The sequence below is a fragment of the Candidatus Tisiphia endosymbiont of Nemotelus uliginosus genome, from assembly GCF_964264835.1.
Classification (GTDB): domain Bacteria; phylum Pseudomonadota; class Alphaproteobacteria; order Rickettsiales; family Rickettsiaceae; genus Tisiphia.
Map to the genome: position 1 here is coordinate 49,223 of NZ_OZ183485.1, position 15,206 is coordinate 64,428.

15 protein-coding genes are annotated in these 15,206 nt (G+C 31.2%); 9 read left to right on the forward strand and 6 right to left on the reverse strand.

What is annotated here, in order from left to right:
• Nucleotides 1-127: 127 nt before the first annotated feature.
• Nucleotides 128-1,207 (reverse strand): IS4 family transposase, encoded by a 1,080-nt coding sequence (locus tag ACFELV_RS00200; RefSeq protein WP_375326233.1) that lies wholly within the window; start codon nt 1,205-1,207, stop codon nt 128-130.
• Between the two features lie 98 nt (nt 1,208-1,305).
• On the opposite strand from ACFELV_RS00200, the gene ACFELV_RS00205 reads away from it, so the two are divergent.
• On the forward strand, nt 1,306-2,433 hold the full coding sequence (locus tag ACFELV_RS00205) for a hypothetical protein (RefSeq protein ID WP_375326234.1): 1,128 nt from the start codon (nt 1,306-1,308) through the stop codon (nt 2,431-2,433).
• A gap of 166 nt (nt 2,434-2,599) precedes the next feature.
• On the opposite strand, the gene ACFELV_RS00210 is transcribed toward ACFELV_RS00205, so the two are convergent.
• Nucleotides 2,600-2,899, reverse strand: a complete 300-nt coding sequence (locus tag ACFELV_RS00210; RefSeq protein ID WP_375326235.1) for a transposase — start codon at nt 2,897-2,899, stop codon at nt 2,600-2,602.
• Between the two features lies 1 nt (nt 2,900).
• Nucleotides 2,901-3,428: an IS5 family transposase gene (locus ACFELV_RS00215; RefSeq protein WP_375326236.1), complete on the reverse strand. Its 528-nt coding sequence runs from the start codon at nt 3,426-3,428 to the stop codon at nt 2,901-2,903.
• A gap of 503 nt (nt 3,429-3,931) precedes the next feature.
• Between ACFELV_RS00215 and ACFELV_RS00220 the strand changes: the two genes are divergently transcribed.
• Nucleotides 3,932-5,038 (forward strand): hypothetical protein, encoded by a 1,107-nt coding sequence (locus ACFELV_RS00220; RefSeq protein ID WP_375326237.1) that lies wholly within the window; start codon nt 3,932-3,934, stop codon nt 5,036-5,038.
• Nucleotides 5,039-5,077: 39 nt separating this feature from the next.
• Here ACFELV_RS00220 and ACFELV_RS00225 read toward each other — a convergent pair whose 3' ends face one another.
• Nucleotides 5,078-6,778, reverse strand: coding sequence for a hypothetical protein (locus ACFELV_RS00225; protein WP_375326238.1), 1,701 nt, complete (start codon nt 6,776-6,778; stop codon nt 5,078-5,080).
• A 216-nt stretch (nt 6,779-6,994) separates the two neighbouring features.
• Here ACFELV_RS00225 and ACFELV_RS00230 point away from each other — a divergent pair, with 216 nt between their 5' ends.
• Nucleotides 6,995-8,074 (forward strand): IS4 family transposase, encoded by a 1,080-nt coding sequence (locus ACFELV_RS00230; protein WP_375326208.1) that lies wholly within the window; start codon nt 6,995-6,997, stop codon nt 8,072-8,074.
• 201 nt (nt 8,075-8,275) lie between these two features.
• On the opposite strand, the gene ACFELV_RS00235 is transcribed toward ACFELV_RS00230, so the two are convergent.
• Entirely contained in the window at nt 8,276-8,539 is a 264-nt protein-coding gene (locus tag ACFELV_RS00235) for a hypothetical protein (RefSeq protein WP_375326239.1), read from the reverse strand.
• Nucleotides 8,540-8,718: 179 nt separating this feature from the next.
• Here ACFELV_RS00235 and ACFELV_RS00240 point away from each other — a divergent pair, with 179 nt between their 5' ends.
• The 4 genes from ACFELV_RS00240 to ACFELV_RS00255 all read left to right on the forward strand — a co-directional run bounded on the left by ACFELV_RS00240 (nt 8,719) and on the right by ACFELV_RS00255 (nt 11,084).
• Nucleotides 8,719-9,033: a hypothetical protein gene (locus ACFELV_RS00240; RefSeq protein WP_375326240.1), complete on the forward strand. Its 315-nt coding sequence runs from the start codon at nt 8,719-8,721 to the stop codon at nt 9,031-9,033.
• 302 nt (nt 9,034-9,335) lie between these two features.
• Nucleotides 9,336-10,085 (forward strand): DUF1376 domain-containing protein, encoded by a 750-nt coding sequence (locus ACFELV_RS00245; protein ID WP_375326241.1) that lies wholly within the window; start codon nt 9,336-9,338, stop codon nt 10,083-10,085.
• Nucleotides 10,086-10,231: 146 nt separating this feature from the next.
• A complete protein-coding gene (locus tag ACFELV_RS00250) occupies nt 10,232-10,765 on the forward strand; it encodes a hypothetical protein (protein WP_375326242.1) in 534 nt (177 codons plus the stop codon).
• Nucleotides 10,766-10,805: 40 nt separating this feature from the next.
• Nucleotides 10,806-11,084 (forward strand): helix-turn-helix transcriptional regulator, encoded by a 279-nt coding sequence (locus ACFELV_RS00255; protein WP_375326243.1) that lies wholly within the window; start codon nt 10,806-10,808, stop codon nt 11,082-11,084.
• A 112-nt stretch (nt 11,085-11,196) separates the two neighbouring features.
• Here ACFELV_RS00255 and ACFELV_RS00260 read toward each other — a convergent pair whose 3' ends face one another.
• Entirely contained in the window at nt 11,197-12,375 is a 1,179-nt protein-coding gene (locus ACFELV_RS00260; protein ID WP_375326244.1) for a hypothetical protein, read from the reverse strand.
• A gap of 710 nt (nt 12,376-13,085) precedes the next feature.
• Here ACFELV_RS00260 and ACFELV_RS00265 point away from each other — a divergent pair.
• Complete coding sequence (locus tag ACFELV_RS00265; RefSeq protein WP_375326245.1) at nt 13,086-13,712, forward strand: HD domain-containing protein; 627 nt, start codon at nt 13,086-13,088, stop codon at nt 13,710-13,712.
• 179 nt (nt 13,713-13,891) lie between these two features.
• Nucleotides 13,892-14,704: a DNA adenine methylase gene (locus tag ACFELV_RS00270; RefSeq protein WP_375327469.1), complete on the forward strand. Its 813-nt coding sequence runs from the start codon at nt 13,892-13,894 to the stop codon at nt 14,702-14,704.
• The last annotated feature ends 502 nt before the right edge of the window (nt 14,705-15,206 follow it).

Below are 15,206 nucleotides of genomic sequence, written 5' to 3' on the forward strand. Positions count from 1 at the left end.
ATAATAAACTTTCTTAATATACAAGTATTTATTGTTATAGCGTTGCATAATAGTCTCCCCATCTCAGCCAATAACATTGGGTTAAGAAGATCCAATGGTATGTAATACTTTACATAGTACCCCACACTTATTGTTGAAGTTGAAAGGCATGCATAATGTGTTTTCGTAGTAATGAAAACAACATAGCAAGGGTATCACTTAACGAGTTATAAAAATAATCTTTTATCCAATCAAATCCGTAAGTAAATAATGAGTATAATTTACGACCATGTTTTTTGATCTTTATAGGATAAATTTTGTTCTTAATGTCACCAGCAAGCACGCAAATAGCTAAGGATAAAGATACTATTGCAAATAGTTTTTCCAGCTTTTTTTGATCTGTAATGTGGGTATCTTCAATATTAAATCCAGATGACTTGAGAGACAGAAAAGGTCGCTCAATGCTCCACCTCTGCTTATATGCTAGCAAAGCACATTCACCAATAAGCACATTACTAGCAATAAATAGTTGCTCTCTTTCTAATTGCAAACAAGTTATTTTAATTGCCATACCATTGTAAATTTTGCTTTCTATAGTTTTAGTGTCACCCATTTGCATATCGGCAAAACATTTATTCAACTTCATCTTGCCACCGTTGAAATGCTTGACCTTCTCACTTTTTCTTAGCCTGATAGCAAAAGGTAATTTTTGGATTCCACCCATATATTGCAACCATTCCTCACCAACAAATTCCCGATCGGCAAGGATAAGCTCTATCATTTCCTTAGGTATAATTGTTAAAATTTGCTCAATCAATTTCTTTCTTTCATTAGTAGAAGAGTTGCCTTTTTTATCAAGTAACAACCATGCTATAGGAATTGAAATATTACCATAAACGATAGTTGCAACAAAAAAATTCAAATTTTTAATACCAAATTGCCAGCTGGTTCTATCTATGGCAAGGCTAATTTTACCTGTTAGACAGAGCAATTTAACAATAATTTTCCCTAAACTTATAAAGCACATATTTTGTTCTAAAAGCAAACGCTCAACTTTAACAATCTTGGCATGCAAATTGCCTTTAGAAGCGACATACAGTGCTAATTCTTTGATTCTCACAGTTTTAGCTTTTACTACTGCACAAATTAATTCTGCAAATGTTTTAATTCGTGCTGGGTGCCAATCTAAAAATATGTATAATATTTGGTATAGTGATTGAGAGTCCATTAATACCTCCTGTTGCTTGTTTCTCAGCGGAGATTAGTGACTCTCAGTCACTTATTCAATTTATTATTTTAACCCTCCTGTAAAATCTGTGGGGTACTATGACCCCAACCATATTAGCTATAGTTAATGATTACTGTTTCGGTGGAGACCAACTTATTCTTCTGCATCGTGCTGTTGATAATGCTGAACCTAAGGATCAGGATTATCATAATAGAATTGTTTGTACTATACCCATGAATTATATAACTATTGGTCTTACCGGAGTTGGAGCGATATTATATTATGTCTTGAGTCGTTACATGAATGAGACGCAGGATTTTATTTCTAATCACGCAACTACTCCACTGCAATTAGCATTGCTAATACCTGAAGTACATCACGGTTCTATAATAACGCAAATGTTACTTGAAAATGCTGCTAAACCAAATCTATCAAGGGGGCTAGCAAATGATAATAGTTACTATTACATTTCCTCGATTGAAAATTCAGCATCGAAACAGTTGGTGAAGATAGCGAACAAGATGCAAGATTTGGCTAGTTTACAGCTAAAGGATCACGAACTAGCAGAGTACTTATTTAGAGAGTATTATTTTAATTCTTTACCAGTCCAGCATAAAGCTTTTGCGTTAAACTTATACACGAAACATAAAAAGACGTTAGACGTGATAAGTGCATATTGCGAAGTGATAGAACCCAACCTATTTTTATATTGTTTTCCTGAAAGAAATCTTAGTACATTGCCTAAATCTATGGTTATGCGTTTATTGGAGCATTATTCTAAATTGGAGAACCAAAACAGTAATATGCCAGAAGAACAACGTCTACAAAATACGAAAGAGTTTTTTGAACAATTACCAAAATATGCACAAGATGGTACCTTAATATTGGAAACAATGCACAAACAGAATCATTTTGATAGCGTACTAGAACAAATTTCCCTGATAGAATATTTAATGTTAAAAAGTCCAATGATTTATGAACAAATATCATTGCTAAGTACAGTAGTTCCTGATAGCCCTATAAAAGATTTGATAATACAGTGTTTAAATAAACATGAAGAAAATAAATTCAATCCTGACTTGAGGGCATTTGTGGCGAATAATATAGATACTAAGTGGTTAACAATAGCTAATTATTATAGCTTAGAATCACCTCAAGAAATAATACATTACCCTGTAATACTTAATGGTAATGTTATTTCAGTAGATGTGGCAGCTATTGATTGATGTTGGCTATGGGTCTGTGGGAGTTAGGATTGTTTCTGATTATAAAGCTTAAAAACTTTACGCATTAATTGACTTGGAGTTGGTAAAATGCATTTTTCTTTCACTAACAATTCTTCCACCGCTTGAGTAAATTCTTTCTTGTCTGCAATTAGAGGATGTCTTCAAATTATGAATTACTGATATCCTTAGCCATTTTTTTGATCAAATTACAGGATAATGCAAGAAATATCATAGTAACAGAACTATCTATATTATACTCATAGTCTTTACTTAATCTGCGATATTTACCAATCCAAGCAAAGGTTCTTTCTACTATCCACCTTTTAGCAAGATGTATAAAACTTGGGATCTCAGGTGGTTCTGTATCTGCCGCACACCAAAACCACTTTTTTGGTCTTTTAACAATTGATAATTCAATACCTAAATTTTGTAAATAATTAGCTAATTTTTGTCCTGTATACCCCATATCAGCATAGATTTTTTTTAAGATTTGGAAATTTATTTTGTAGTTTTAAAGCTAGTTCCATTAGTCCATTTCTATCATTAATGTCTGCACTAGTAACTAACACCTCCATAGGATAGCCCAGATTATCCACTACAATATGCCTCTTACGACCATTTACCTTCTTTACAGGATCATACCCATGTTCTCCTCCTTTATCAGTTATTTTAACAGATTGGCTATCCACAATACCTACACTACCTTCTAACTTATCTAGGTTAGATCTAAATTTATCTCGTAAAAAATGATACAGTTTATCAAATACTCCTGATATCTTCCACCTCCTATAGTAAGTATATATTGTCTTCCATGGCCCATATTCCTTTGGTAAATGTCTCCAGGAACAGCCAGTCCTTAATAAATAGAATATAGCATTTAATATATGTTTACAGCCGTATTTTGCTGGCCTGCCTCTATTAAAGTATGGTAACTGATCTTTTATAAGTTCGTATTCCTGCTCCGTTAAGTCATCAGGATATAAGATACTCTCCATAATCTCCTCTTCTAGTATTATATTTTTTATATCTTATCAGAAAATTAAATTATTTTGAAGACATCCTCTAATAATCTTTTAAACAACAATTTATTAAAAGTCGGTATTCCTATTAGGGTAATTGCTTAGTAGCAATTCCCGTTTTATAACGCCACTAAAAAATTTGTCAGCAAAACATAACTCGAAGGAGCTATATTACAAAATTATTTATAAATATAAACTATTGACACAATTTTTTTATCGTTTAGAATGCCTCGCTTGTAAAGATATTTATGTATTAAATTAAAATAAGTATAAATTATGTTTAACTGTGTGATTAAGATTACACAATTTAATGAAAAATGTTATTCATTCTTTATGAAGAAGATTTAAAAAAAGTAATATTTTCTTTCTCTCTAAACCTTTAAATTTTTCAATCAATTATTTAAAAATATAATTCTATATAGCTCTATAGTTTAATACATAATCTACTATATTATTAATTTTAAAGAAGCAAATTATTTATGTTTAGTTACAATTTATTTAAAGGACCTTTTTACCCAAAAAACATCTTTTCTTTAGCAAAACGCACTGTAAGTCTCTTTAACACATTACCCAAAATGTCGTTCTATCCTAACAAATCCTCTAAGGCCTTTTTAGAGACAATGGAAAAGAAATATCAAGAAAACCTACTAAATCTTATAATAAAAGAAACAAGCGACTCCACAAAAAGTTACTCACAAATAAGGATCTTTGGCACTTTGAAAGAATTAATGCTTATGGAAAAGAACCCACTTTTAAAGGAAGAAAATAGTAAGATTAGAGAATTAATTAATAAATTAAAAGGGGGTTTATACACTCAAGAAATTAAACTTTACAATAACAAACTCAATTCTATAGAAGTAGATCTTTTAAAATTAAAAACTGATTTTTCTCTAGAAACATATTCCTCATTGAAAAAAGCATTTAATGCTATTCACCTAAAAGAAATGCCTAGTAAGTTTATGCTAGCTAGAGTTAATAGTTTGATAAAAACGCTCGACTCCATTAACGAAGGATTTCCTAATTATCAACAAAACCAAGCCCAATCCTTACACAATCAATTTACTACTACCAAAGAAGAAGGGCTAGATATTAAAACAAGTATTACACTAGAAAAAGCGCATAGCTGCCTTAAAACAATAGGAAAGACAACAGAAAAACCGTTAGAATTAAAAATAAATACTTCTACAACCGATGAATCCTGTAGCTTAAATACTGATGTTATTGCTTTGGGTCAAGATTGTTTTGATAGACGGGATATAAAACCGCAGCTAAGGTACCAAGAACAGGATACAATGGCAGAAATATCTGGTGGTAACGCACGCCCTAAATCCTCCTCTATCACTTCACTAGATGAAGGAATTGATCTGGATGCTACATTTGAATACCCCGCACAAGCAGATAGCGATCCAGAAAGTAATGATAGTGATTATGATTCAGCTAGCGATTGTGGTGCAGATGATATTCAATTCAAAAATTATAGTCCTCAATGCTTCCCATATAATGAAGCAATTCATCTCAACCAATCTAATCAACTATTATTAGGAGAGACCATATATATTAATGGCACCCCAACTACCGATCTTTAATATTGTAGGGTAGTATGCAAAATACTTGACGTTCGACATTTAAGCTCCTCCAAGTATAGTGGTTTCAGTAGTATGTATAAACATACTACTATCCAATAATGTTTCTGCATTGGTATCTTGATACGTATTATGATGATTTGTAACATCAAGATCCGTCTCTATTGTGTATATAGTTTTTGTAAAATCACAATAAGTAGTGGTAATACTACCCTTATATGGAGTATGGGTATGGTCAGCCAAGTTATCAAAAATAATTAAAATATTACCATCTCGATCTAAATAACGTTGTGTTGCGTATAGATTCTTATCAGTTTGAGCTATTTTTAGCTTATAGCACCCAGAATAACTCTTAATACCTGACATACCCTTTGAGTCGGCTTTAATAAATTGCAGGGTAGGTAATTGATTTAAGACTTTAGCTTTATAAATTGGGTCTAATACATCTAGTTCCTCTATAGTTTCCTGAGGAATTTTGATAAAAATTTTATTGGTAAAATGCCCTTGCACCTTATAAATCTCTTTTTGTAATGTTAAACTCTCAGTTCCTTTTTCTGTACTGCCATTTAATTTCTTTTTTAAAGTATAAAATTTATGTAATAATTCCGGTTTAGCAGCAAAAGCTTCATTAACAAGGACAGTTGGTACATGCCTATCTAATAAGCATGTAGCATAATAAGTGTTCAGTTGAGGGTTTTCTTCTAATAGTGCATTTAACGTTTCAAGATAGCGTGCGTCATTGTTTTGAATCCACTGTAATAACAAAGCATCAAATTTATGTTCTAATATTTTTCTTGCAGCTAGTTTAGGGTTATGTTGGGCATCTTGTTTATACTTAATATATTGATCAAGGACCAATACCTTCTCTGTTGGAGTAAAATCTGCAACAGATGTATTGTCCTTTTGTAAGGAGGTTGCACCGTCATCATTTGATATTTCTTTTTCACTTTGTGGTTTTATAGATGAACTTACTTGTCTTGCTTGGGCTATATTCTCTTGTGTCTCTAATTTCGCTAAAAAGAAATTTTCTATAAATTCATCTAGCTTATTTAAATATTCTTCTTGGTCTTGTTCTACTGGTAAATTGCCTGCTAAACCTGAAGAGACAACTAACTTGATTTCGGGTTTGTCTTCCAACTTCACAATAGAGCGAGCTATATTAATAGCTAAGTAGGGATCAGCTCCATATTCAAGTAATAAAGATAGTAGTTCAAAATTTGCTTTGCCTACAGCAACAGAAAAGGGAGTTTTAACAACCTTGCATGTACTATCTGTTTTAGAAGTTATTACAGTATTGATATCCACAACATTTGATTCTAATAATACTTTTATAAAATTTAAATTAATGGTTGTAGAACACATAGATATTATTAAAGCATGATTATAGCTAGTCTCGGCTTGACACGGTAAACCTTGTGCAATAAAGTAGTGCCATAAAGGTTTTGCTTTATCAATATCAGTCTGCCAAAGTTCTTGAATATAAGGAATTATAACAGAGGTAGTGGTCATAGATGCCGATATACCATTTTCTAGTGGCATGTCAGTGCGCAGCGTTTTTATATCTATATTGAATGACTCAATCACTCTTACCAAATCTTGTTGATTAAATTTTGCTATGATACAATTATTTAGAGTAGTAAATTTTAATTGATTTTCTAAAAATCCGCGGGTTTGTAACTGCTCATACAATGCGTAAGCTAATATAAAAGACTTTTGTTGTACTGCTTGCCTGAAAATCTGCAAGAGGTCGTTTGCTTTTTGTGATTTTTACTCTATTTGTTGTTGGAATCTTTCATATAATTCCTCTTGAGATTTTATTGCAGATGGCGTTTGAGTAACCTGAGAGTCTAAGCATTCTCATAGTACCCCACAGATTTTACAGGAGGGTTAAAATAATAAATTGAATAAGTGACTGAGAGTCACTAATCTCCGCTGAGAAACAAGCAACAGGAGGTATTAATGGACTCTCAATCACTATACCAAATATTATACATATTTTTAGATTGGCACCCAGCACGAATTAAAACATTTGCAGAATTAATTTGTGCAGTAGTAAAAGCTAAAACTGTGAGAATCAAAGAATTAGCACTGTATGTCGCTTCTAAAGGCAATTTGCATGCCAAGATTGTTAAAGTTGAGCGTTTGCTTTTAGAACAAAATATGTGCTTTATAAGTTTAGGGAAAATTATTGTTAAATTGCTCTGTCTAACAGGTAAAATTAGCCTTGCCATAGATAGAACCAGCTGGCAATTTGGTATTAAAAATTTGAATTTTTTTGTTGCAACTATCGTTTATGGTAATATTTCAATTCCTATAGCATGGTTGTTACTTGATAAAAAAGGCAACTCTTCTACTAATGAAAGAAAGAAATTGATTGAGCAAATTTTAACAATTATACCTAAGGAAATGATAGAGCTTATCCTTGCCGATCGGGAATTTGTTGGTGAGGAATGGTTGCAATATATGGGTGGAATCCAAAAATTACCTTTTGCTATCAGGCTAAGAAAAAGTGAGAAGGTCAAGCATTTCAACGGTGGCAAGATGAAGTTGAATAAATGTTTTGCCGATATGCAAATGGGTGACACTAAAACTATAGAAAGCAAAATTTACAATGGTATGGCAATTAAAATAACTTGTTTGCAATTAGAAAGAGAGCAACTATTTATTGCTAGTAATGTGCTTATTGGTGAATGTGCTTTGCTAGCATATAAGCAGAGGTGGAGCATTGAGCGACCTTTTCTGTCTCTCAAGTCATCTGGATTTAATATTGAAGATACCCACATTACAGATCAAAAAAAGCTGGAAAAACTATTTGCAATAGTATCTTTATCCTTAGCTATTTGCGTGCTTGCTGGTGACATTAAGAACAAAATTTATCCTATAAAGATCAAAAAACATGGTCGTAAATTATACTCATTATTTACTTACGGATTTGATTGGATAAAAGATTATTTTTATAACTCGTTAAGTGATACCCCTGCTATGTTGTTTTCATTACTACGAAAACACATTATGCATGCCTTTCAACTTCAACAATAAGTGTGGGGTACTATGCTTGTTAACTAATAATATATCGTTTTTAATCATTTAGAGCCTCTTACAGTACTTTTTAGTATTTTCCTGTTAAAGTAAATTCTTATCTATTGATTATTATACGACAGCCTCAAATATATGCTTTTTTATCTATATTGGTTTTTATTAGCTATTAGCATTTCTGTTTAAGTGTGTCTTTTTCTGGATTTAGCCATAAGTCATATTCTTGCTATTATTATTTTGAGAAGCCTGCACTGTTTGTTTCTCCTTTCTGTGCTTTGTCATTTTGTAATTAATAATTTCCTGACAAAAGCCAATTAAGTTTCTAGCTGCCGTATGAGCTTCTTGGGCAGTAAGCTTATCTTTAGAGATAATTTTTAGTCTAGTAACGATTGCTGCATAAATTTCTTCAGGCAAGCGCTGATCATTATCTATTTCCTGTATTATCTGGCGCATATAGGCATTTTGCATAATACACATTCCGCATTTGTTTAATCTTTATATCATAACTGTTAACTATTTTTTCTTGTCCTGCAACCCCCATTTCATGGAATGAAACAGTTAATTACCTGTAAGGCTCTATGTTCTCCCCTTAAGTAGAGACAAAAAATTTCATATTATGAAATTTTTATTAAATTTTGTGTATTTAGATGATTAATAGTGTTTTTCTAGTAGGGATGAATAACCTTAAGACAAATAGTTTTATGCAGTTAATTACATGGTTAGAAATCCAAAGACTATCAATACAAGAATTTGCTAAAAAAATAAGGAAAGATGCAAGCCTAGTACATAAATATATGTATGAAGGGGTAATACCTAGACTTCCTGTAATGCAGAAAATTTATCTAGTTACATCTGGCTCGGTTACAGCAAATGACTTCTACCAACTTTCAGACAAAATTTTTGAGCAGGCATTAGCAGCAAGAAAAATTAAGCAAAAATCTGCCATGGATTTTAGAAATTAATTCTCAAATTTGCTACCTATAGTCACAATTAATCTAAATAAAATTCCTTAATTTTCAGTAATAAATAACATAAAATTACCCACAAAAACTATGTATAAGTATGTGTATAACCATGTGGATATAGTGTGAATAACTTTTTTAACCTGTGGATAAAGGGTAAAAATTAGATTTTTTTACAATTTTTTTTGGATTTTTTTGAGATTTTTCAAAGGTTTTTTAGCAAATTTTTTGCAGTTTGTATTTTTAGCATTTTTTTAGGCGTTTTAACCAACTAAATTTTATGAAATTATTAGGAGTTTATGATGTTACGATCTCAAAGCAAACCCTTTTCTCTATCAGCCTTTCTCTATGGTACTAATTTACTTGCACATGACGAATTAGGTATTTACATTAGGCTACTTGAACATATGTGGATAAGTGGCGGAAAATTACCAAATAATGACCAAAAACTGGCACATTTTTTACATATTTCATCAAAAAAATGGCAAAATTATAAAAAAATTTTGCAAAATTTTTTCATTTTTTCTGACAAAACCTTTACTCATCTAGAGTTGAAAAAAGAGTATCAAAAACTTGTGCAGATATCACAACAAAATTCTTTAAATGCCTCAAAGAGATGGACTAAACGACCGAATGATAGTTTGCCATTTCAGGAATTCCAAAATAACAATTTTAAGGATGCGAGCGTATATGCGGTCGCATCAAATCCGCATATGCGATCGCAATGCCTACGCGCGGGCGCGTCTAAAGATAAAAATATTGATTTAAGATTAGATGATATAGATAGGCATGTGGATAAATCGTTTGAGCTTGCAAAATTAGTAGAAACAGAAATAGCTGAATTAACTCAAAAGTTACAAACACTGTTTAATAAGCATGATATGCCGTTACCAGAAGATAAATTATTGATTCTAGAATGGCTAGCAAGTGGTATTAGCAAAGATTTTATTTACCAAAAAATTGAGCAAGTCGTAGCACGTGTTTACAAACTCAAACTAGAAGCTCCAAGGTCATTTGCTTATTTCATACCAGAGATCAAACGCTATTGCTGAATTTCATAGTATGAAATAATTCTAGCTATTATTTAGCTTATTGCTCACCTTTTTAGGCAAAATACCGTTTCATGTAATGAAATGGCTATTGCTTAAGGCAAAAAACTTGTCATACTGTCACTAATTACAGCAATTAGAATAAAAATATGAACAAAACTGTTGCAAGCGAACATAGATCAGTTCTTACGGATATGGCGGAAATCCCTAAAGTTTTAAAAATATGTGAGAATGAGCAAATTTTTACTGATTCAGCAAAAAATGTATTACAAGCAAAATTGGTGGATCTATCTAACTTCAAGGTCAGAGAATTTGGTTATCGTCAGTTTTTAGGCAATGGTACAACTATAGGCTTTTGCACCAGGAATATTGATAGCACTAAATGCAAAAATCCCAGCTACCAATTCTTGCAAAAATTTTACAATCAGGCAACGGGTAATAATTTAGTGATTTACAGAAGAACAAAAGATAAAATTGAAGGATTTTATTTTCTACCTGCTAGTGACAATTCAGAAATTATCAGATATTACATTAACCATTTTGCATGGTTTGAGAGTTTTATTAGCTTTGTTAGTCGTAAGGTTAATACAATGCTGGATAGTATCAAATACCAGAATTTATCCGTAAAAGTTTTTAGCCAAAATAGCTTGGCAGAATTATTTCCAGAATCACACACTAACTAAAAATGGTAACAACAAAATTATCAACTACTATACTACTATTATGAAAACACCTAAAATTAATGTAAAATATCTAAATCAATGTTTTACTCTGACTCAGCGAGGGATGGAATGCCTGATACTGACTTCTCTTGGCTATCCTAAGAAACATATTGCTAGTAGACTTGGCATATCATATAGAACTGCAGAAAAACATATAGCAAATGCTAAAAACAAAATTGGGGTTCATCACCAACATCAATTAATTGATTTTGTATTTTCTAGCCAAATGTCTGTTAAGCAACCTACCACTGCTACACATAAAAAATTTTCTATTTCATGATAAGCTATCCACCCTAAACAGGTTCTCTGTAATCTATCAATTTAGAGACATTCTAGAATGTCTCTAAATTGAAACAATCTCTATGAATCATGCATTTTAGACCACTACATATTTACGGTAAATTGAAATTATTACATCCTGTAGGATCTTTATTAGTTTGGGCTTTATAAAAATGTATAATACCATGGCTCAACTGCTTAGAATAATCTAAATTGAATGATTCTTTATCAAAAGCTTCAGAATTGAGGTTTCTAAACCAATAAGCTATTTCTTTTTCTGTCATATCTTTCATCACAGGTACTGATAAGGATCTTTCGGGATATTGAGCTGTACTATGACAGGATAAGCAAGAAGAATTTTTATTATCAGCTGGACCAGCTAATCTACCTAAATATCCTAAATGCTTGCTATTTTCATCAGAAACCCACGATTCAGATAATGTTTTTCCTTGTTGGTAATCTATGCTGGAATAATCTGGATCATTTCCCCAACTAACACCTATTAGTTTGATATTGAACCATGGATTGATATTATTTACACTACTATCATATATAAATGTTCCAGCTACCCATCCAGTTTCTTTAGATCGTTTATCTTTTACAAAAAAATCAATCTGAAGTAATCGTAATATTTTAAAGTCTTTCGGAGTTCCTTTACCAGACTGATTAATATATGCAATCCATTCTACACTATTTTTAAGATAAGGCACTTCTATCGGCGTTGCTTCTGTAAATATTATCTTGGCACTAACTGTACCATTTAGGAAAATTCCTTTTTTAATATCTGGTTTATTAACGTTTTTCCATACTTGTCCATAAGTATATGCCCCCATTTCATTAACAATTGAAATTGCCCAATTTTGAAAAGTAGATTTTTGATTAATATGTAATTGGCTTGGTATTAAAGATTTTTCTCGCGTTAACCCTCTGACAAATTCTCTGCCTGTTAATCCATAATGCATCCAAGGTGCATGATACCAATTTGATATTTTATTACAGTATAAATCAAAATCACAATTTATATTCCCTTCATATATGTAATTTATAATAGCATAAGCATATTTCTCTGGTTCTTGCTTAAAAGATATTGATTCCCATGGTTTTTGAACATTATGAATCTTGTCAGGATAATCAGTTTTTATTTTAAATACTTTCCCTTCATAACCTATAGGGATTTTATCACAAGAGGAAATGAAAGTATCTTGAGCAGTAGCATAAGTACAGGAAAAATAACTGATTAACATGTAGTAGCATAATAGTGTGATACATTTATTATAGGGTAACAGCTTCATTCTCCTCACGTTTTGACAAAATAATTCCATTTATTAAAAAATATTAACTATAAATACCTAATGATTCAAGGACTAATTAGAACAAAACCTATAAATACCATCTTATAACAATAGATGACATGGGAGCTCAAAGAGATATATGCGAATAAATTGTAAACCAAGATGGTGATTATGTTATATCTTTTAAAAGGTAACCAAGGAATGTTACATGAAGACGTTAAAACCTACTTCAGGGATCCAGATAATTACTAAATGACCAATGAAAATAATGATAAAGTTCATAGAAGAATAGAGCAAAGAGTAGCTACTATAGAAAATCTTATTAAGAAAATGGGCTCTGAACATATTACAAAAAGTAAAACATAAACCAAAACAGAGCATAAAAAGTATAATGAGAAAAAACTCTATGTCAGTAGAATACCTTATTACTTCTGTCAAGAAAATTTTTCATGCATAGGCCCTGAATTATCAATGCAAAATAGTGTACAAATTACAGTACCTCATATCAATGCTGAGGAAATAGCAAAACAAGTTATGTAGCGACAAAATATCAAGGTGTTTGTAACTCACCTCTTTTTACCTATTCATACAACAATGCCTTCCTAGTATCTGAGATAATTTTGCTAAAAAAGTTTATGATATACAATAAATCCTTAGCAGCATCTGAAATTTTTAGTATATACTAGAATTTTAGATATTAAGATATTTTTATGCAAGATATTGACAATTGGCAAACAAAATTTGCCCCATGCTATTACTCAAATAGACTACTTGATAAACTTATTCAATTAAATACGGAAGTAATCAGGCTAGTTGATATTAATAAGATAACACAAGCTATTTATTACGCCAAAAAATATCATGGCAAGCAGATGCGAAAGTCAGGTGAACCTTATTATTCCCACCCATTAGAAGTGGCTTATATGATTTCTGATTATCTTTTTAGAACTGATATTATAGTATCATCAATATTACATGATGTAATTGAAGATACAGAACTAACCAAAGCAATGATTGCTAAAATTTTTGGCCACGTTGTGGCAATGCAAGTTGAAGATTTAACTAGGGTGAAGTCAGATCGAAAAATTAGTGCAATAGAAATGATCCAATCATTATGGTATCAGAAAAAATATGACATTTTATTAATTAAGCTGCTTGATAGATTTCATAATATGCAGACTTTAAAATTTCAATCTTCTAAGCAAGTAAGAAAGATAGTGGCAGAGTATTTTCAAAGCTTTATCACTCTTAGTAGGTATTTTAGCAATAAAATACCTAAAATGTTACAAATAGAAGAAGAAATGTATAGGTTATGTTATCAGAATTTATCTATCTAGCAATCTTTACGATAAAATTAATATCAGTTATTTAGGCCCAGTAATCTAGAGCTTGGAACAAGTCTATTTTGCATATGTTTTTTCTGTTATAGGTAACAATGACAACTATTTGTTTTTAATTAATGTTCTATTCTTCTATTAAAGAAGAATTAGAAATAATTAAAGAACGAAGTGAAATAATGCAGGAAACTTTTAGGAAGAACAAAACAACTACTATTAGTCCATTTTTTCAATGGGTAGGAGGGAAAAGAAAAATTGTTGATCAACTACTAGAGCACGTTCCGCTAGGTTTAAATAATTATTATGAACCTTTTCTTGGCGGTGGAGCACTGTTTTTTCAAGTAAAAGATAAATTCAAGAAATGTTTTTTATCTGACATCAATCTTGAGCTTGTAACAAGCTATAATGCTGTCAAAAAGGATCCAGCAAAAATTATTGAACTATGTGAGTCATATAAGCTAAAACATAGTAAAGAATATTATTATCAAGTTAGAGATAATAATATTAATAGCAATGATCCGATAGAGATTACTGCAAGATTCTTATATTTAAATAAATATTCTTTTAGGGGAATATATAGAGTAAATAAACATGATCAAGCACAGGTATCTTATTCTACAAGAAAGTATCATAAATCTAATCATTTTACTACCATACAATGTAGCAATCTTTTGCAAAACACTATAATTTATGCAAGTGATTTCTCATTTATTGAACCTACAGCCAATGATTTTGTTTATTTTGACCCACCTTATCATAAATCAGGTGAGAGTTTTTATACCAGGTTACCGTTTGGTGAAAATGACCAAATAAGACTGAAGAATTTTGCTAAAGAATTAAGTGATAAAGGAGTGAAACTTATGATTTCTAACAGTGATACCAGCTTTATTAGAAGTTTATATAAAGATTTTAATATTAGCACTATTACAATCAAATACTCAATGTCTAATGGTAAAAGAATATCTAATGAATTATTAATAACGAATTATTAACAAAATATAATTGAATAAATGTTTCTAATTAAAATGTGTAGCGACATTAAAACGTATCTCTGCCGCACCACTTAAATTATTCAGTAAATGATGCACGGTTTTAGACATCACTATCATATTGCTTCCATATCTACTGTAACCTTACTTTAACCGCATTCTCTAGAGATTATTTATTGTTACAGGATTTATGCTCCGTTATAAAAATACTGGTTGAACTTATCTTTTTTAGGATAGGAGAAAAATGTTGGTAATAAAAAATGGCTACAAACGTTATTACACAGATATTATAAGCTAACGCAGGAATTCAGGATTTTATTTTTACACAATAACCTTCATGGCTAATTCTTTGGAATTAGGAAATCAAGTTGACTTGCTGGTAAATTTGGTTAGAATCACAGTTGGAATGGTCATAAAACCATTCTGGGGCGTAAGAACTCCAAATCATAGATGGTCTCATCAGCCAAAAAAAGATGTAATCCCCAACTGTTATGGTCGGGGAGAT